Origin of the sequence: Spirosoma fluviale (assembly GCF_900230225.1) — a bacterium.
Lineage (GTDB): Bacteria > Bacteroidota > Bacteroidia > Cytophagales > Spirosomataceae > Spirosoma > Spirosoma fluviale.
Map to the genome: position 1 here is coordinate 1478070 of NZ_OCNH01000001.1, position 19767 is coordinate 1497836.

At 52.2% G+C, this 19767-nt stretch carries 16 protein-coding genes; 2 read left to right on the plus strand and 14 right to left on the minus strand.

The genetic code is table 11. From position 1 onward, the window contains the following. Nucleotides 1-8 precede the first annotated feature (8 nt). Nucleotides 9-1493 (minus strand): acyl-CoA synthetase, encoded by a 1485-nt coding sequence (locus tag CRO74_RS06160; RefSeq protein WP_097125107.1) that lies wholly within the window; start codon nt 1491-1493, stop codon nt 9-11. Between the two features lie 58 nt (nt 1494-1551). On the opposite strand from CRO74_RS06160, the gene CRO74_RS06165 reads away from it, so the two are divergent. Both CRO74_RS06165 and CRO74_RS06170 read left to right on the plus strand, forming a co-directional pair. Continuing rightward, nucleotides 1552-1731, plus strand: coding sequence for a hypothetical protein (locus tag CRO74_RS06165; protein ID WP_097125108.1), 180 nt, complete (start codon nt 1552-1554; stop codon nt 1729-1731). After that, on the plus strand, nt 1718-2089 hold the full coding sequence (locus CRO74_RS06170; RefSeq protein ID WP_097125109.1) for a type II toxin-antitoxin system VapC family toxin: 372 nt from the start codon (nt 1718-1720) through the stop codon (nt 2087-2089). The genes CRO74_RS06165 and CRO74_RS06170 overlap by 14 nt, the downstream gene beginning before the upstream one ends. Nucleotides 2090-2119: 30 nt before the next feature. On the opposite strand, the gene CRO74_RS06175 is transcribed toward CRO74_RS06170, so the two are convergent. The 13 genes from CRO74_RS06175 to CRO74_RS06235 all read right to left on the minus strand — a co-directional run bounded on the left by CRO74_RS06175 (nt 2120) and on the right by CRO74_RS06235 (nt 19714). After that, nucleotides 2120-3418, minus strand: a complete 1299-nt coding sequence (locus tag CRO74_RS06175; RefSeq protein WP_097125110.1) for an MFS transporter — start codon at nt 3416-3418, stop codon at nt 2120-2122. Nucleotides 3419-3478: 60 nt separating this feature from the next. Next, nucleotides 3479-4348 carry an amidohydrolase family protein gene (locus CRO74_RS06180; RefSeq protein ID WP_179830131.1) on the minus strand — a complete coding sequence of 290 codons (870 nt, stop codon included), beginning with the start codon at nt 4346-4348 and terminating at the stop codon, nt 3479-3481. An 83-nt stretch (nt 4349-4431) separates the two neighbouring features. Further along, on the minus strand, nt 4432-5559 hold the full coding sequence (locus CRO74_RS06185; protein WP_097125111.1) for an alpha/beta hydrolase family protein: 1128 nt from the start codon (nt 5557-5559) through the stop codon (nt 4432-4434). 154 nt (nt 5560-5713) lie between these two features. Next, the gene (locus CRO74_RS06190; RefSeq protein ID WP_097125112.1) at nt 5714-6823 is read right to left on the minus strand and encodes a 5-methyltetrahydropteroyltriglutamate--homocysteine S-methyltransferase; all 1110 of its coding nucleotides are present in this window, start codon (nt 6821-6823) and stop codon (nt 5714-5716) included. A 112-nt stretch (nt 6824-6935) separates the two neighbouring features. Then, complete coding sequence (locus CRO74_RS06195; protein WP_097125113.1) at nt 6936-8741, minus strand: feruloyl-CoA synthase; 1806 nt, start codon at nt 8739-8741, stop codon at nt 6936-6938. Between the two features lie 94 nt (nt 8742-8835). Then, the gene (locus tag CRO74_RS06200; protein ID WP_097125114.1) at nt 8836-9612 is read right to left on the minus strand and encodes a crotonase/enoyl-CoA hydratase family protein; all 777 of its coding nucleotides are present in this window, start codon (nt 9610-9612) and stop codon (nt 8836-8838) included. Between the two features lie 24 nt (nt 9613-9636). Then, entirely contained in the window at nt 9637-10179 is a 543-nt protein-coding gene (locus CRO74_RS06205; protein WP_097125115.1) for a DUF3237 domain-containing protein, read from the minus strand. Between the two features lie 203 nt (nt 10180-10382). Beyond that, nucleotides 10383-13631: a WD40/YVTN/BNR-like repeat-containing protein gene (locus CRO74_RS06210; RefSeq protein ID WP_097125116.1), complete on the minus strand. Its 3249-nt coding sequence runs from the start codon at nt 13629-13631 to the stop codon at nt 10383-10385. A 66-nt stretch (nt 13632-13697) separates the two neighbouring features. Further along, the gene (locus CRO74_RS06215) at nt 13698-14477 is read right to left on the minus strand and encodes a heme ABC transporter ATP-binding protein (protein ID WP_097125117.1); all 780 of its coding nucleotides are present in this window, start codon (nt 14475-14477) and stop codon (nt 13698-13700) included. Continuing rightward, nucleotides 14470-15537, minus strand: a complete 1068-nt coding sequence (locus tag CRO74_RS06220; protein WP_097125118.1) for a FecCD family ABC transporter permease — start codon at nt 15535-15537, stop codon at nt 14470-14472. Before CRO74_RS06220 ends, CRO74_RS06215 begins: the two co-directional genes overlap by 8 nt. 89 nt (nt 15538-15626) lie before the next feature. Next, nucleotides 15627-16496: a heme/hemin ABC transporter substrate-binding protein gene (locus CRO74_RS06225; RefSeq protein WP_097125119.1), complete on the minus strand. Its 870-nt coding sequence runs from the start codon at nt 16494-16496 to the stop codon at nt 15627-15629. A gap of 179 nt (nt 16497-16675) precedes the next feature. Next, a complete protein-coding gene (locus CRO74_RS06230) occupies nt 16676-19018 on the minus strand; it encodes a TonB-dependent receptor (RefSeq protein WP_097125120.1) in 2343 nt (780 codons plus the stop codon). Nucleotides 19019-19174: 156 nt separating this feature from the next. Next, complete coding sequence (locus tag CRO74_RS06235) at nt 19175-19714, minus strand: hypothetical protein (protein ID WP_097125121.1); 540 nt, start codon at nt 19712-19714, stop codon at nt 19175-19177. Nucleotides 19715-19767: the final 53 nt, after the last annotated feature.

Genomic DNA, 19767 nt, shown 5'->3' on the forward strand with positions numbered 1-19767 from the left:
GGTACAAGTTAAGCGGTTACGAATAAAGGCTTTAGATCATTTTTGGTGACTTTCCCCATCGCGTTACGGGGCAGATCGTCGGTCACCCGGTATTGGCGGGGCACTTTGTAGGCGGGCATCCGTTCGCGCAGCCAGCTACTGATCTGCTCCGGCGACACGGTTTTATCGGTCAGGATAAGCACAGCCGCCACCAATTCTCCCCATTCTTCATTAGGAATACCGACCACGCTGCAATCGCTGATGGCGGAGTGGGTCCGCAGTACTTCCTCGATTTCGAGTGCTGAAATCTTGTAGCCGCCTGATTTAATGATATCGATGGAGTCGCGGCCCAACATGCGGTAATACCCATCTTCGACCACGGCAATATCGCCGGTTTGAAACCAGCCATCGTCAGTGAAGGCTTTTTGAGTCGCTTCGGAGCGGTTCCAGTATTCCAGAAAAACGGTAGCTCCTTTTATCTGAATCTCGCCCGGCAGCCCGTCGGCCACTTCGACATTGTTCTCATCCACCAGCCGGACACTTACACCCGGCAGGGGTTTGCCGATGTAACCCACTCGTCGTTCATCGTCGTAGGGGTTGCTGATGCCCATACCGATTTCGGTCATGCCGTAGCGTTCGAGCAGGGTGTGGCCGCTCACGGTCTTCCACTTTTCCATCACCGACACCGGTAAAGCCGCCGATCCCGACACCATGAGCCGGAACTTCGACAGGGTTTCGGTGATTTGCTGTCGCTGCTCGTCCGGTAGACTTTCCCAATAGGCAATCAGCTTGAAATAAATGGTCGGCACGGCCATGAAAACGTTGATCTGCCCGCGCTGAAAGTTATTGAAAATGCCTTCGGCGGAGAAGTGGGGCATGAACTCAACGGTGGCACCGGACCAGAGCGCACAGCAGATTACATTGATAATTCCATGAACGTGATGCAGCGGCAATACACACAAAATATGATCGCTGGACGACCATTGCCAGACGTTTACCAGCGTCGAAATCTGGGCTTCGAGGTTGGCGTGCGTCGTAACAACGCCTTTGGGGAGGTTGGTGGTACCACTTGTATACAGAATCATCGCCCGGCGACTGGGAGTCAGTTCGGGTAGTGATTTGGTAATGACCGTGCCCTCTTCGCCCAGAACAATCAACCGGCAACCTTTCTCTTCCGCTAAGGGAGCCAGCAGCGGGGCGAAGGTTTGGTCGGCCACAATAAGTTGGGCACCGGTATCCTCGATAACGTACCGAAGGGACGGCAACGGGTAAGACAACGCCAATGGCACAGCAACGCCCCCGGCTCGCCAGATACCCCACTGCACCCGTACATAGTCAAAGCCCGGCGCTACCATAAAGGCTACACGTGCTTCGTTAAGGTCGGTTGTGTCGTTGAGCAAAAGTGAGGCAAACGTGCTGGACGCGTCAAGTAATTGTTGATAGGTATAGGATTTCCCTTCAGATACGATGGCCGTTAAGTCAACGTTCTGTGTGGCATTATGGACAAGTTGCATGAAAAGCTCAGAATCAAATTTGTCTTAAGTTCGTTATATTTGTTAAAACCCGCTACCTATGGTTATTCGAATTCCAAAAGACGCACCAGCCTCGGCTGTCGATGATGCCCTGAAAGCCATTGCTAACCAACCAAAATCGGCTCGAAAAGGCTTTGATGCTGCGAAATATGCAGGGAAACTGAAACGAGGTTTCGACGGCATGGAATACCAGAAGAAGGTGCGCAATGAATGGAACTAACATTTTAGCTGACACTAACATTTTTATTAACCTTTCAGAAGGAAAAGGTGATATTGAGCCCTATCTGATCGGGAAAGATGTGTTTGTATCCGTTATATCTGAAATCGAGCTTTTAGGCTGGCATAGAATTTCTGAGAACGAAAAAATTTTTTTCGAGACTCTTCTTAATGATTGCTCTCTTATCGAATTAATTCCTGCTATCAAAGATCAGGCAATTCGTCTCAAACAGATTCACAAAATCAAACTACCCGATGCCATTATTGCTGCTACAGCCCTATTTCTAGGAATCCCATTATTGACATTCGACTCCGGTTTTGCGAAGATCGACGGCCTGGACCTCGTTCTGTTAGACTTGTAGCCTGTTGCGTATCCGTTTGTTTAATGATTGTCAACTAATCTTCTTCGAGGAAATATACATCGTCATGATGCCCGCGAAGATGGTTGGGACGGCGTAGATCAGGAAGTTCGTCACCATCGACAAGCCCATCCCGATCAGTATACCTCCCACGGCGGGTCCGATGATGCCGCCCAATCGGCCAATACCGATCGACCAGCCGACACCCGTGGTTCTGAACTCAGTTGGATACATACGAGCCGCCACGGCATAAAGACCCACAAAGCCTCCCTGAATACCGAAGCCCAGCAGTGCAAACACTAGCAGCAGGGTCGACGACCCCATAAATAGCTGAAAAGCCGCCATGACAACGCCCGTCATGATCAGGAATAGGCCAATCGTCTTTTTAAGACCGAAACGACTGGAGAAATAGCCCTGTGTTGTAATGCCGAAGAAAGCCCCGACATTGAAGATCGTACCGGCGTAAATAGCCAGTTCGATGGGAAGCCCGGCATTGGTAGCTAGTTTCGGAATCCAACTGGTGAGGAAATAGAGCGTTGCGAAGGAAAGGAATAAAGCCGTCCACAATTGAATGGTAGGAATCTTGTACTCGTTATCGAGCAGCGATTTAATGGGTATACCGTTTCCTTTGGCTGGTTTGTGCGGTAGCGCGTCAATGAGTGAATGTCCCATTTTACCCAGAATACTATTCGCTTTCCCAAGGGCCTGATCTGGTTGCGATTTAAGGTAGAAATCCAGCGACTCCGCCAGAAAAAACTGGATCAATGGTATGGCTACGATGGTCGTCACACCCGCGATCTGAAACATCGTTTGCCAGCCCGACACCGGAATGACTTTAGCCGCTACCAGTCCCGACAGTACAGCCCCGACCGGGTAGCCCGAGATTACAAAACTCACCCAGAAGTCGCGGGTTTTGTTGGGCGTGTATTCAGCGGCCAGCGCGGCCGTACTCGCCAGCATACTCCCGATACCCAGCCCGCTGATAAATCGAAACACAATTAACGGCAGGATTCCGGTAGAAAAGGACGTCAGGTATATACTGATGCCCATGATAGCCGCACTTATGAGAATCAGCGTTTTTCGGCCAATCAGGTCGGCGTATGGAGCCAGAAAAAGTGCCCCGAACGTCATACCGAACAGGCCGGCACTAAACACGACGCCCATGGCTTCGGGGCCTATGCTCCAGCTTTTTGCAATGGCTGGGGCTGCATAGGAGATAACCAGGACATCCATGCCATCGAGCATGTTCATCAGGAAGCAGATGATGATGGTTGCGTATTGCAGCTGCGAAAGCGGCCGCTGATCAATCAGGGTTTTGGCACTTACTTCCATGTACTTTTAGTCAAGTTAAGGGGTGTTACTCGTAGAGACGAAGCAAAAGCCAGTTACTTTTTACTTTCTCAACCCCAGCATCTTAATGGCATTTTCTTTTAAAATAAGCGGTTTCACTTCTTCCTTAAAGCCAGCGTCCTCAAAATCCTTCAGCCAGCGGTCAGGCGTGATGAGTGGGAAGTCGGTGCCGAACAATACCCGATCTTTGAGCATGGTGTTGGCGTACTGCACCAGTTGCTTCGGAAAATACTTCGGCGACCAGCCGCTGAGATCAATATACATGTTGGGTTTGTGCATCGCTACCGACAATGCTTCATCCTGCCATGGCCAGCTTGGATGCGCAATAATGATGGGGTTGTCCGGAAAATCAATCGCCACATCATCCAGGTGAATGGGGTTGGAGTATTCCAGTCGCATACCACCGCCCCCTCGCACACCGGAGCCGAAACCCGAATGGCCCGAATGGAACAGCATGGGCAGTTTATACTCTGCAATGACTTCGTAGAGGTGATAGGCCATGCGGTCGTTGGGGTAGAAACCCTGCACAGTCGGGTGAAACTTAAAGCCTTTCACGCCGAAGTTCTCGATCAGGTTTCGGGCTTCGCGGGCACCCATCCGGCCTTTGTGTGGGTCGATGCTGGCAAAGGCAATCATTACATCCGAATTTTTCTGCGCCCCTTCGGCCACCTCCTCGTTTGGAATCCGGCGCTTGCCCACGTTGAACTCTGAATCGACGGTAAACATGACGAATGCCATGTTCCGCTCGCGGTAGTAATCGGCTGTTTCCTGGATGGTTGGCCGGTGGTCCGATTTGAAGTACCTGGTAAAGGCCTCGTCCAGCTCCGGCCGAAAATCATCATGCGGATGCCAGCAGGAGGCTTCCGCATGCGTGTGCATATCAATAGCAATAATTTTATCGAGGTCGATCATACGTAGTGCCGACCGTCCCGGTCGGTTGTAAAGCAAGTCAGTTCGTTACCGACCGGGACGGTTCGACGGTCGGCACTACACATTTAATTAATGAATCCAGCCGTTGGTTTAGTACCTGTTTTGACCCAGTTTCGCAACGAGTCGAACGCTTGTGCCGTTTGCTGCGGGGTAAAGTTGCAATGCCCCTGCCCGTTGGTGTACTTGACCGTAAAATACTGATCTTTTGCCTGTTGATGCACCATGTTCTCGAAGTTTATAACGCCGTAGATAGGTGGAATCAACTGGTCGTACAGGGTATGCATCAGAACGACCGGCTTGTTGATTTTGCCGGTTCGGTCATATTTCCCAAAAACTACATTAGGATCGACGGTTGCGGGCAGGCGCTCGGCTTTCTGGTTGACGGCCAGATTGTTCGGGAAGCCGCTATATACGGTATTGGTATTGTCGAAGGGGTTGCCTTTGGCCTTTTGAGCCAGATCGCGCAGGACGTTCTCGTTGAAGAATAAAGAAAAAGGAAGGTCGTCCAGCTTTAAATCGAATCGTTTGGCAAAGGCAACTGCTAATACCGAATCTTTGGCTAGAATAGCCTTTTTTATCGCCATTGCCTGGGCAACCATTGCCTGCTGGGGTTGCGCCTGATAGGGCTTTGAGAGGTCGAAAATGGTGGTTAGCGACGGTACAACGCCCGGAAACAGCCCATTGAAGGTAGCGTACATATCGAACTCTTTCCGGCATTGCAGGTAGGGCCGACTGGACAGCGGGCAAAGGGGAAGACCTCCGTAATAATTCGCCCCGAAGTTTTCGATCGTTGCCAGCGTGACACCACCTCCCAGCGAATGCCCGACCATGTACGTGGTATCCGGTTTGCCGTACGTTTTCACAAAAAACTGACGCAATGACTCCGTATCGTCAACGCCCTGCGGCAATGAATACCCCTGATACTGGTAGTCCGATGCGGCCACGGCAAACCCTCTTTCCAGAAACGGCTTCATGTTATTTTTAAAGCCGGGATTCTGACTCTGCCGTGGTTTGGCCCCCATAAACTCGTAACCGTGGGCGTACATGACCAGCTTTCCTTTCCAGTTTGGCGGGAACAGAATGACATATCTGGCTCCGCCGATGCTGCCCGAGTCGATTTTGGCGACGGGGTTCTGGGCAATCGATTGGGTGACAAGGCTTAACGCCAGCAACAGGCTGAAGGAATAGTTCATGTTCTTTATTAGGTATAAGTAGCGTTTAGTCTGGCGTATGGTGAAGTGTGTTGTTAACAGAAACAGAGAAAGTTTTTTGACAGGCTTAACAGGATAAAACATGATTTGTTGACCTAAGAAATCATGTTTTATCCTGTTAAGCCTGTCAAAAAAACTATGCCGTTCCCCACACCTTTACCGCCGTATTCACAACCAGTTCAATCTTCCGCCACTGGTCATCATGGGTCAGGTCATTGCCGTGGTGGGTTGACGAAAAACCGCATTGAGGGCTCACGCACAGGTTGTCGAGAGGCATGTATTGAGCCGCTTCGTCAATGCGTTTGCATAAATCGTCCATGTCTTCCAGTTCCCGAACCTTAGACGATACGATGCCTAACACCACCATTTTATCCTTCGGCACAAAGCGCAATGGGGCGAAATCGCCGGAACGTTCGTCGTCGTATTCCAGAAAATAGGCGTCCACGTTGATCTCGTTGAAAAGCACTTCGGCTACCGGCTCATACCCACCTTCGGCAAACCAGGTGCTGCGGTAGTTGCCCCGGCAGAGGTGAATACCCACCGTCAGGTCGTCGGGGCGGTTGTCGATGACCGAGTTGATCAGCGCGGCATAGGTTCTCGGCAACTCGTTCGGATCTTCGCCCCGCTCAACGGCGGCAGCCCGCATTTTAGGGTCACAGAGGTAGGCCAGATTCGTGTCGTCCAGTTGTAGGTACCGAAGACCTGCGTTATATAAATGGTCGATTTCTTCCCGGTACGCCATTGACAGATCGTGGAAAAACTCGTCCATATCCGGGTACGAATTGATGTCGATGGATTTGCGCCCACCCCGAAAGTGAATCATCGTCGGCGACGGAATCGATACTTTGGGCGTTTGTGTGGTAACCGATTTGAGAAAGTTGAAATCGGCCACCTGAATGTCTTTCACATGCTTGAGCTTACCCGTTACGCTCAGAACAGGCGGGGTAAATCCGTCGGAAGCGGCTTTGGCATTCGGGTTCGCGTCGATGCCGCCCGTAACCGTTACGCCCGACAGTTCTTTCAGGAAATCGAGGTGGAAATAATCCCGCCGAAACTCACCATCCGTAATGGACCGCATACCGGTGGCTTCGAGCTTTTTGACGGTTTCGGCGATAGCGTTGTCTTCGATGGCGCGAAGTTCATCGGCCGAAATCTCACCTTTTTTCCATTTCAGGCGGTTTTCTTTTACTTCGGGGGTTCTCAGCAGGCTGCCAACGTGGTCGGCGCGAAAAGGAGGGGTTTTCATGTGATAGGAGTTGGGAGTTGGGAGTGAGGAGTGAAGAATAAACGAGTGTTAAGATTCTAATAATAAGTAAACTTTATTTCCGCTTTATTCATCACTCTTTACTCATTGTTCTTCACTTACAATTGTATAGTTGGTTTACTAATTCTGCTCTGTGTTTAAGGATCGCCCGCTGATTCAGGGAGCCTTTATCTGTAATTTCACCCAGGTCAATGGAGGGCGGATCAAGGGCGACAAGGGCACGTTCAACTCGTTCTGAACTACCTTTTGCGGTTTTGTTAAGGACAATCAACAGGGCATCGACAAAATCATTAATTGACGGATGTACCAACACCTCTTTATCGGGTAATTCGGTAGGCAAGTTGGCTAAACGTCGGCAGGCGTCGGCGTTCAGGAACAAGAGAACACCCACATAAGCCCGGTCGAGTCCGGCAATGACCACATCCTGCACGATGGGTGCCCCCGCCGAAATGATTTTCGCTTTCAGAATGCCCACATTGACCCAGGTGCCAGTCGAAAGCTTGAAATCTTCGGCAATACGACCATCGAATACCAGGCCCTTATCGGGGTCGTCTTCGACGTGAAAGCGTACAGCGTCACCGGTTTTATAATAGCCTTCTTCGTCGAATGCGTTTTGCGTAGCATCTGCATTGCGCCAGTAACCGGGGGTTACGTTGGGTGCTTTATACCGCGCTTCGAGCTTATCGCCGTCGGGCACCAGTTTTATATCCATACCCGCTACCGGCACCCCGAGCAGGCCCGAAAAGCTACCGCCCCAGTTAGCAAACATGGCCGACGGCCCCGATTCGGTACAGCCCAGGCCGGTTATTATTGGGATTCGGGTACCGATGGTTTCCATGGCCAGTTCCTCCAGCCGATTCCAGATGGGTTGTGCCAAACTTGCCCCGGCATAGAACAGCATGTTCAGCCGGGCAAAAAACGTTTTGCATAGCTCAGGATCACGCTCGAAATAGGAAATCAGCATTTCGAAGCCTTTAGGAACATTGAAATAGACCGTCGGCGAAATTTCCCGGAGGTTCTGCACGGTGGTTTCGATACCCGGCGGGGTTGGTTTACCATCGTCGATGTAGAGTGTACCGCCGTTGTAGAGCGCCAACCCTACATTGTGATTACCCCCGAAGGTATGATTCCACGGAAGCCAGTCGATCAATACGGGCGGCTCAGTGGTCATAAACGGAAAGACCTGTGTGATCTGCTGCAAATTGGCGCACCACATGCGGTGTGTGTTTATGACGCCCTTGGGCAAACCCGTTGAGCCGGACGTGAACAACACTTTAGCCACCAAATCGGACGTGACGCTGGCAAATGCCTGCTCTACGGCGTCTGTTGGTACAGTAGTAAGTACATCAGCAAAGTTGATGCTGTTACTACCCTCACTGGCGGTCATGATGACGGCATCGGGGAACAGCGACTTCGCCAGCGAAAGGGCGCGACTGTACACCTGACTATCCTGCGCAAAAATGACTTTGGGCGACATACATTCCAGACAATGCTGCAACCGTCCCAAATCCTTCGAAATCAGGGAGTAGGGGGGAGATATCGGCGAGTAGGGAATGCCCACATGCATTGCGGCCAAGGCTAAAAGCGCGTGTTCGAGGCTATTCTCGGATAAAATGACCAGCGTATCATCCGGCCCCAATTGCTGATTGAGCAGGTATTGAGCGATGGATTTGACCGAAGCCAGCGTTTTTTCGTACGAGTATTCGACCCATACACCGGCCGCATTTCGCCTGGCCAGAAATGTCTGGTTGGGCTTGGTCTGTGCCCAGTAGACGAGCTTTTCGGTCAACTTTTCGGGGTAGTTCGCCAATGGTTGTTCAAGCCGCAGCCGGATGGACCCGTCGGCATGAACCGTCTTATGGGTTTTCGTTGGGCCGAAGTCGATTTGCTTGAACGACATAGTAACTAGTGGGATGAGAAAACCGATAAATCGGTTTGTGACCTAAAATGCATTTTGTACGCTGATTTCCCACAGCTAAAGCTATGGGCCGTTGTTACTCGCCGACCTTCTTAGCTCGTCCTTCCAGAAAATCACGGAGTCTTTCTTTTGCTTCAGCTGATGACTGGGCGATGGTCGCCATCAGGCTTTCCATCAATAGCCCCTCCGATTGGGCTGAATCCGCAATGCGGGGCAGCACGTGCATGAGCGCATAGTTGGTCATGGGTGCATTTTGAGCAATGCGTTTGGCTAGTTCGATACCTTTTGCCAGGCCGTCATTGTCCATGACCACATACTGCGAAAGTCCCATCCAGACGCCTTCGTCGGCCGAAATTACCCGACCCGTAAACATCATGTCGGCCATGCGCGCCATGCCGATCAGTTTGGGAAGCCTGACCGATGCCCCACCACCCACAAAAATGCCCCGCTGGCCTTCGGGCAAGGCGTAAAAGGTGCTTTGCTCGGCAACGCGGATATGACAGGCCGAGGCAATTTCGAGTCCACCACCCACGCAGGCCCCTTTTAGTACAGCCACCACGGGCACCGTACCAAACTGAATTCGATCCAGTACCCGATGCCACATGCGCGAATGGTGTAGCCCGGCAACTATATCTCGTTCCTGCAACTCCGAAAGATCGAGACCCGCGCTGAAATGTGGCCCTTCGGCGTGTAAAACGGCAGCTTTCACGCCTTCCGGGATGGCTGAGAAAACGGTTTCAAGACGTAGTAATAAAGCGTCATTGATCGCATTCCGTTTTTCGGGACGATTGATGGTCACGATCAGTAATTCGTCTTGTTGTTCGACGTTCAGCCATGCCGATGGGTCGGGCATAAAAGAGGAGTTTATGGTGTTTGGTTAAAGGACTTTCCAGACCTGAATCACTACGTTTTCGGGGTTGCGGAAGGCTGTACAGATAAAAATGGCATTGTTCATCCAGTCGTATTTCCCGGCGGGAGCTTCGAATTTGGGTATGGCGCGGAAGTAATACTCGTTTGGACTTACTTGCTCACCCCGACCAATGCGGGCGGCAATATCTGGCGTAGCAACGCGTAGACCCACATTTTTTATATAAATGATAACCCCATCGTCGGTTTTGAACTGGTAGTGGGCTTCCAGTTCGGCAACGCCATCTTTTCGAACAACCTGCCAGTCGGAGCCACCGGGTAGAATTTCACCCTTCAGACCGGGCCCTTCTACCGTACCCCCAAGAATAGGTATAATTCGGCGAAGGCCATGTGGGGTTTCACCGACAACATAGGCCGGTCCAATTTTTACGTTCAACTGCCCGACAAACGACAGACCAGGAGCGGCTGGGGTCTGAACCTTTTGGGCAAAAGCCTGCTGGCTGCAAATTGCCAGCAGAATAAAGATATAGCCAGATTTTATCAGACGACTCATGATGGAAAATCAAATCAGCAGAAGCAAGGTCAATAGTAAAGCTTACAATAATCTAAAAATATATGATTAAAGTCTAATCACTTTTTGTGATTCGTCAATAAGAAATACTTATCAGAAGGTCAACACAGTAGTGTGAAACAAAAGAAAGCTGACAGGTGACTGTCAGCTTTCCGAGTGAAGTACTAAAATAAGTAAGGGATGATCTATTGCTTCGGAGCGGAAATAGCTATGTCCGGTACCGTAACTTTCTCTAACTGCACCTGTCGGCATTGGTTATTGAATCGGGCAATATCGTTCTGAATCAGCAGGTTCATATCCGTTTTTAGTGGTTGCCAGATGGCGTTCAGCTCCGACAAACGCTCTTTCTGTCCGGCCGTTACGTAGGGTGTATTGACATCCAGTTCGCCTTTCAGAAAGATGTAATCGGCGCTCAGTTTATTCTCGAAATTGATCACGTCGTCGTTCGACTGCGACTTTGGTTGAATGACTTTTTCTTCCCATAGCTTGATCTTCTTCGCCAGTGCCCGACCTGAATCGGCCACGGCTTTCAGGTTGGGTTTGTCGTCGATGAGGTCGACCAGATCGTTGATTTGCTTCTGGGCTTTACGCATCCGGTTCACGCCAAGGTGAATCTCTTTTACACCGTCTTCAATGCCGATCAGTGTTTTCTGCTGTTGTTCAAAATCGGCCGGAGTCGTGTTCAGGCGTGGATCGGACAGGATTTTGAACGGCACTGTTTTCTCCTGCTTGCCAAATCTGATCGTGGCTTTATACCCGCCGGGGGGCAGTTTTCGCCCTTTGTAATTGCCCTCGATAAATACCTTCTCGATGGCGGGTAGTGTTTCGGCGCGCATATCCCAGACAAACCGATTCAGGCCCGGCTTCACGGTCAGCGTTGGCTCCGGCGAGGGACCACCGGGAAAGGCCACAAACTTCTTGTCTTTCTTGCTGCTCAACTTCCGAACGGACGTACCCTGATCGGATAGGATTTCCATCGTCAGCGTAGCGCTGGTATCGACTTTGGCGGGAAGCTGGTAGTAGATCACGACACCGGTTGATGGGTTGGTACCCGCAAATCCGTTCCGGCCGGGGCTGCTACCCGCGTCTTCATCATCGTCGTCCTCAATCACTTTGTCCAGTGAGCTTCCACCCGACACGCGGTAGGCATCTTCGGGTTTGTAGACGAGCAAACTGTCTTTGCTGGCTTTCTCGTCAAACTGCCGAATAGGGCCGAGATCGTCCAGAATCCAAAAAGACCGACCCGCAGTTGCCGCAATCAAATCGCCCTGGTGGACTTTCAGGTCGGTAACCGGACTGACGGGGAGGTTCAGCTGCATGGGCCGCCAGCTGGTGCCGCCATTGTAGGAAACGTAAACACCGGTTTCCGTTCCAGCATACAGCAGCCCTTTCCGTTCGGGATCTTCGCGAACGGTGCGGGTGAAAGCGCCGTAGGGGATACCTGTCACGATTTTTGTCCAGGTTTTGCCGTAATCAGTGGTTTTGTAAATAGCCGGGGCGAAATCATTGAATTTGTAGCGGGTGGTGGCAATGTAGGCAGTTGACTTATCGTGGGGCGATACCTCGATGGAGTTGATGAGCGTTTCGGGCAAACCCGTTGGCGTGACGTTGGTCCAGGTGGTGCCGCCGTCGCGGGTGAGGTAAACCAGCCCATCGTCGCTGCCCGTCCAGATAACTCCTTTTTCGGAAGGCGATTCGAGTACGTAGGTGATGGTCGCGTAGTTTTCGCCCCCGGCTCCTTCGTTGGTGTACGGTGCACCGCCCCAGCCCAGTTTGGTAGAATCGCGCCGGGTCAGATCGGGCGAAACGGTCATCCAGCTTTTACCCAGATCGGTCGTTTTGAAGAGCCGGTTCCCGGCGTGGTAAAACGCCTTCGGTTCGTGCTTCGACCAGATAATGGGCGCATTCCAGTTGAACCGGTATTTCATGGTCTTGGCCTGCAATGCCTGATACTGAATAGGCGATACCATGATGGGTTTCCCTTCTTTGGTTTGCTGGTCAAGCACCTCAATCGTGCCCTGATAACTGCCGCCCATCACATGACGTGGATCGTCGGGGTTGAAGGCGAGGAACGCACTTTCGCCCCCGGCGGATGCCTCCCAGTCTTTATCCGTAATGCCGCTGCCGTTTGTGGTTCGACTGGCGATCATGACCGAGGTGTTATCCTGCTGACCACCATATACATAATACGGAAAGCGGTTGTCGGCGTTCACGCGGTAGAATTGCGCGGTAGGCTGGTTGTTCTCCGACGACCACGATTTGCCGCCGTTAAACGAAACGGCACCGCCCCCGTCGTTACTCAAAAACAGGTTTTTGTTATTCTTTGGACTAATCCATAGGTGGTGATGGTCGCCGTGCGAACCGGAAATTGTCGAAAATGTCTTACCGCCATCAATGGATTTCAGGACGGATGTGTTGAGGATGTATACCGTATTTTCATCGATCGGGTCGGCGTAAATTTCAATATAATACCAGGCCCGCTGGATGGTGCGGTGATCTTTGCTCACCCGGTTCCAGCTTTTGCCGGCATCTTCGGACAGAAAAACGCCCCCTTTGTCGGCCTTAGAATCCGATTCGATGACCGCATACACCCGATTTGGGTTGGCTTTGGAGACCGAAATGCCCATTTTGCCCAACTCTTTCGGTAGACCTTTTTCGAGTTTGGTCCAGGTTTCGCCCGCGTCGGTCGATTTGTAGAGGCCACTGCCTTTGCCACCGCTTTGCACCTGCCAGGGCAGGCGTCGGTAATCCCACATGGATGCGTAGAGGATGCGCGGGTTGGTCATGTCCATGCTCAGGTCGTTGCAGCCGGTATTTTCATCCACGAACAGCACTTTCTTCCACGACTTGCCGCCGTCGGTGGTTTTGTAGATACCCCGCTCGGGCGAGGAACCGTGCAGCGCACCCTGGGCGGCCACGAACGCCACATCGGGATTTTGAGGGTGTACGCGAACGGCGGCAATGTGCCGGGTGAGATCGAGGCCGAGGTGCTGCCAGGTCTTACCCGCGTCGGTCGATTTATAGACGCCATCGCCGTAGGAGGTCATTACGCCACGGGGCGCGTGCTCGCCCATGCCCACATACACAACGGCCGGGTCGGATTCGCAAATGCCAATTGCCCCAACGGAGGATGTTTTGAGTTGCCCATCGGAGACGTTTTTCCAGGTCATACCGGCGTCTTCTGTCTTCCAGATGCCCCCGCCAACGGTGCCCATGTAGTACAGTTGCGGATCGCTGGTCACGCCCGACCCGGCCACGGAACGACCTCCCCGAAACGGGCCAATGTTCCGCCACTTGACGGGCTTAAAATAGGGGTCGATATTCTCCGCACCATCCACACTAGACGCGGAAACGGGTTTGGCAAGCTTCGGCTTTTGGGCCAGTAATGGGCTGATTAATAGGACAGCGTAAAGAACAAGTAGGGTGTTTCGCATAGGAAGCCGTTTGTTGAATTAACGCTGGCTAAGATAGCGGAAATCAAGGTTAGCCCCGTACTATCATCACCAAATCATAACCCGTCGCCCGGTTTCGGGATGCGTGGTAAAGTACGGTCGAATCTTGAACACTGTTTCGATGGCTTCTACGGTGAGTACCTGCTCCGGAATACCCATAGCAAAAATGCGCCCCTGATCCATCAGAATGACATTGTCGGCGTAGTGTAAGGCCAGATTGATATCGTGGACAATCACAAACACCACCCTATTTTTTGCGGCCAGATCACGCACCAGACCCAAAATCTGATGTTGATACTGGATATCCAGTGCCGAAATAGGCTCATCTAAAAATAGATATTTGACGGATTCGTCACCCGGTTGCCGGTATAACTGCGCCAGCACCCGCGCCAGATGGATCTTCTGCTTTTCTCCCCCGGAGAGTGACGCAAACGCGCGGGTTTTGAACGAAAGCATACCAACGGATTCCAGACAATGATCGGCAATCTGTGTATCCTGCGCCGTCGGGTTGAGGTCGAAATACGGGTAGCGCCCCATCATGACAACCTCGTTCACGCTCAGGTCGAAAGGGAGAGACAGGAGTTGAGACAGCACGGCTTTCTGGCGCGCCTGGGTTGAGAGCGGAATGGAAGGCAGCGGCTGATCGCCGTAATAGATTTGACCCGTTTTTGGGGTTTCGGTGCCAGTCAGGAGTTTGAGCAAGGTACTTTTCCCGGCTCCGTTTGGCCCCAGCACCATCGTGAACTCGCCGGGTAACAGCGTTAACGAAACGTCGTCGATCAATGTCTTTTGACCAATCTGAAACGACAGGTTTTCGGCTTTAAGCATAGAAACCTCCTTTCTGAAACGAGCGGGCGTTGCGAACGAGCAACCAGATAAATACCGGAGCCCCTACAAAAGCGGTGATTACGCCAATCGGAAATTCGGCCGGAGCCACCAGCCGCCGGGCAATGGTGTCGGCCAGCGTAAGCAGCGAGCCGCCCAGCAGGGCCGAGGAGATGACCAGAAACCGGTTGTCGGATGTTTTGAGCAGGCGAAGTAAATGCGGCACTACCAGTCCAACGAACGAAATAACGCCAACCATCGCCGTCCCAATAGCCACCAGCAGGGTGTTCAGTAGGAGCACCTGTATTTTGAGTCGGTCGATGTTATAACCCAGATGGCGGACTTCGTCTTCGCCCAGAATCAGGACATTCAACGCCTTCGTGAACCGCAACGAAAGTAGAATACCCACCGACGTTACGGGAAAAACGATGGCGAACTGTGTCCAGTCGGCACCCGAAAACGTACCCAGATTCCAGAAAGTGATGGAACGAGCCTGCGGGTCGCGGGCGATGTATGATAGAAAACCCGTGCCGCCGGTAGCCAGCGCGTTGATAGCGATACCCGCCAGAACCATCGTCGCCACATTCACTTTACCACTGATCGACGCAATCCGATAGACCAGCAACGTTGCTCCAAAGGCGAAGACAAAGGCAACGCAGGGCAGTAAAAATAGACCCAGCGCGTCGGTAAAGGCCCAGTTGATGTTCTTGCCCAGCACAAACACCAGGGCCGCGCCCAGAGCCGCCCCCGAACTAGTGCCTACCAGCCCCGGCTCCACAATCGGGTTTCGAAATAGCGCCTGCATCAACACCCCCGACACCGACAGACCCGCCCCAACCGTAGCGCAAAGCAGCACCCGAGGTAACCGAATCTGTAAAAAAAGCCCCTGCGAAATTGGGTCAACCGCTGTATCTGACAGGCCGCTACCATTGAGCAGAATCTGGTTGATGTCGGCGAAGGTTAAATCGACGGCACCGATTCGCAAGGCGGCAATAATGGAGATGACGAGCAGTCCCGCCAGTAATCTGTACCATTGGCCGGGGGAAAGAGAGGGTGGTTTCATGGGGATAGGAAAGAGATGAAGGAGTGTAGAGGCCTCTACTACCCCCAACCCCCTCCTGTTTTAGGAGGGGGTTGGGGGTAGTAAGACGATTACTGATGGATCAACTTCATTAACAACTGCACATTCTCGCCCGTGCGGGGGCCGAGGTAGATCAGGTCGTGCTCTTCAATCCGGTAAATCTTCTTGTTTTTCCCGGCTGGCGTAAGCGCTATGCCGGGGAGGGTGGCCAGTTTGTCGGCGTTGCCCATCCGGTCATAGCCGAAGTCGGTGACCAGAATAATATCAGGTTGTGCCAGACTGATGATTTCCGGGCTTAGGGGTTTCATCCCCTTTAGTGTGTCCATCACGTTCTTACCCCCCGCCAGATCGAGCATATACGAAGCTGTTCCGGCTTTGCCGATTACAAGGTAGTTGTTGATGACCCGGCCGAAGTGAATAATTGCCACTTTAGGCACCGTTTTGTACTGTTTCACATCGGTGGCGGCTTTCGCCAGATCAGCATCCAGCTTCGTTTTCAGACTGTCGGCCTGCTTTTGGGCACCAAACTGGGCAGCCAGGGTGTCGATCAGGGCTTTTGTCTCGGCGATGGTGTGCGCGTCTTTGAATACCTTCATTGGTACCCCTACTTTTTCGAGTTGTGTCATGACCGCTTCCGGGGCCACGTTGCCATCGTGGTACAAAGCGGTTGGCTTGAGGGCAATGATTCCTTCGGCATTAAGCAGCCGGTGATACCCCACTTTAGTCAGCTTCTGAGCCGCTGGCGGATAGGTGCTCGACAGGTCAACGCCCACCAGTTGATCGCCCGCGCCGAGGGCATAGATCAGTTCGGTTAACTGCTTGGCGACACAAACGATGCGCTGTTTGCCGGGGGCTTGCGTCTGATCTTTTTGGGTGGAGGTGCAGGCCAGAATGCCCGCACTAAACAGGGTAATTAGGATAAGGACTCGGGAAAATTTCATGGATTTTTCTGGTAATATAAGTTGGTGTTGTATGGGCTGATGACGTAATGGCGCAAGGCTCTGGCCTTGTGTTTACTATTCTCTGGCCTCTGGCCGGGTTTAAATAATAGTAGCAATAGACCCGGCCAGAGGCCGGAGAATAATAGACACAAGGCAGAGCCTTGCGCCATCGCATCGTCCTAAAACGTGTATTTCAACATAGCACCCGAATAGAACGTGATTTTTGGGGCGGGGTTGAAGAATAATGGGCGGTTGTTTGCCGGGTTGGGCAGGTTCAGGAAGATGAGCGACGAGTAGGTGCTGCTCAGCATATTATCCGAGCCCACATATACATCCAGACTGAAATGGCTCCCCAGCGCAGACCGGTATCCGACTTTGCCATTAACGAGCGTATACGCTTTGGCAAAATGATCGTTGGCCAGTGTAATGGGCATTTTGTCGACGTACATCAACGTTCCATTTAGGTAGAAGCCCGGACGTACTTCCAGATCGAAACCGGCGTTCAGCAGGTTGGGTGCAATGCCGGATTCTTTCTTGCCGGTATAGTTGATCGTTTTCGCGTTGCCGTTATTGTCGCTCTTGTAGTCTTTGTAATAGAAATCACTGTAAGTGTACGACACGAACGGACGGAACAGCGAGATGGCTCCGGTCGTTGGACGAAAAGCATACTGAACTGCCAGTTCCAGACCGTTATGCTGCACGTTGCCCGCGTTGGAGGTCAGGGTGTAGGCGGGTGAGGTGGGCGTAGCCGGGAAGTTCTGCGGGATAAGCTTGTCCGTTACGGCCATGCTGAAATACGCAATTTCATAGGTCAGGGCTTTCGTTAGCAGACTCCCTTTGCTGCCGATCTCGTAGCTGGTGCCTGTTTCCGGACGGAGGTTGTAATTGACCACGCCCGTCTGGGCGATGACGACCTGATTGGTGGCCGGTGCCGAATAGCCCTGGCTGACACTTGCGTAGAACGATACATTGTCCGTCGCCTGATAGGAAACTGCCGCACGCGGTGTCAATACCGGCTCAAACCGTTTGTAGCCCGACGCGTTGACATAGGCGGGCGTGGTTGTACTGGCGCGCATGTCGGTAATGCCGTACTCGACGTAGTTCAGGCCCGCCCCTGCCGATACCGTCAGTCGGGGAGCCAGTTGCAGGGCGGCCTGGGCGAACACGTTGTATTGCATGGCCTGTATTTCGAGGTCAGAGCGAAGTGCCCCCAGAATCCCGTTCGACAGGCCGTACCCTTTGGCGTAGTTGAAGTTCTTTAGGAATTCGGCACCGATGCTAAACGTTGGCTTCAGCGCGCTGGCATCGTTCATATACGTGAACATCGTGCGGCCCCCAAACTTGAATTTGTTGGTCTTATTAACCCCGGCAGCAAACGGCTGGTCGATAATCTGCCCACCCACAAACACGGTTGTCTTGTTCGAGAAGCGATCCGTAAACTGGTAGTTATGACTGATACCCGCCCGCGCACTTTCCGTTTTGATACTGGCATTGTTGGCCAGGTAGGCCACTTCGGCGGTATCGGGGTGGGCAATCAGGTTCAGGCTGTCGACTTGCCCCGACAGCAGATCATACGAATTCGTGTAGCCGACAAAGACCGACATCGACCGTTTCTGACTCAGGTAGGTATCACTGGTAATATTCAGGAAATCTTTCTTCGAGGTGCCGTGCAGCCGGAATCCGTCATACTTCTGATGGCCGTAGTTGATGTTCAGGCTGGTATTGTCGGAGCCGGTTTTGATGGACGTGTTCGTGCGAAAGAGACCATACGAACCCGCCAGTACCTGCTGACTAACGCTCGTTTTGCCGATGGGCGCGCGTTCGGTATAGAAATTCACAACCCCACCCAGCGAATTGCCGTACGAACTGGACGCCGGACCTTTGATGATTTCAACGCGGCTAAGGTTCGTGAAATCCACATCGTCCAGAAAAGTCGTGCCATCACCGTCTGTTAGCGGAATGTCGTTCAGGTACGCCTTGTAGCCGACACCATTGAAGTTCGTCTGGTTGCCGTATCCCCGAATCACAATCCGGTTGCCCGCTGCCACCGTGCGCATCTCTACTTTGACGCCCGGAATCAGGTTCACAAAGTTTTGCAGGTGGATGCCGCTGGTCCGCTGAATGTCGCGGCTGGTGACGAGCCCAACCGCACCGGCCGTTCGCTGAATCGTCTGGGGTGTTGAATAGCCGGATACGATGACTTCGTTGAGGTCGATGTTCGACGATTCCAGTTCGATGGTCAACGAACGGGTTGTGGCTTTGATTTTGACCGTTTGGGGCTGGTAGCCAATGGCCGACACTTGTAGTTGATCGCCTTCGCTGGCACTCAGTTCAAATTGCCCTTTGTCGTTGGCTGTCGTACCGCGCGATGTGCCGGTGATCAACAGTGAAGCGCCCGCGATGGGTTGCGAATTTGTGGGATCGACTACCCGGCCGGTTATGGTTGTTTGGGCGTAAAGGTGTGTCCCTGAGAGCGTAGAAAAGATGAGTAAAATACTAGAAACTATATATGTGAATTTCATGATGTTTTTGAGTTAAGGCATAAAAATCCTGTCAGTTAATGGTATCAGGAAGGTATTTCAAACGCTATATCTCCAAGATATGGCGTTTGAAATACCTTCCTGATACCATTAACTGGTCTACTGGTTGAAAAACCAGGTGGGAAAAGAAACAGGAGTTTATGAATTGGGTGGAGGGTAGGGAACCTCCAGCAGGGGAGCTGTAACGGGAGCGGCCAAGTATGAAAAGAATGACTGAATGCTGAAAAGCTTCAGAGCCGCCTGGGAATCAAAATAACTCCGAAGAATAGGATTGATCAGGCTTACCCATTTTACCCGTTTGGTACGGGTATTGGAGCGTCGGTAGGGGTGATGCGCGTCTTTGTACAGCCAGGCGGCTTCCTTGCGTAACTGCGTTTCGGCCTTATCCCGGAAACCATACACAAAGAGGGTATCTGAAAGGACTTCCCGATGCAGCACATCGACCATTTCGCCTTTCCACTCAAATTCGCCATCGTGAAGTAGGTGAGCCGTTTCGCTTGTCAGGGCGGATTTGGGTACGGATATCAGAATCAACTCGTCGGCGGCAAAATAGTCTCTGTGCGCAAAGGCCCATTTTGCCAGTAGTTCAAGCCCGTAAAAATAGCCGCACACGCCCAGCACAGCTACACTGGCAGCTGCGAAGAGGAAGCGGGCTATATTTTTACGGGTGATGTGCATGTGTTTTAATTAAGGTGAATTATGACTGGGTTTTAGTTTGTAGTGCCGACCGT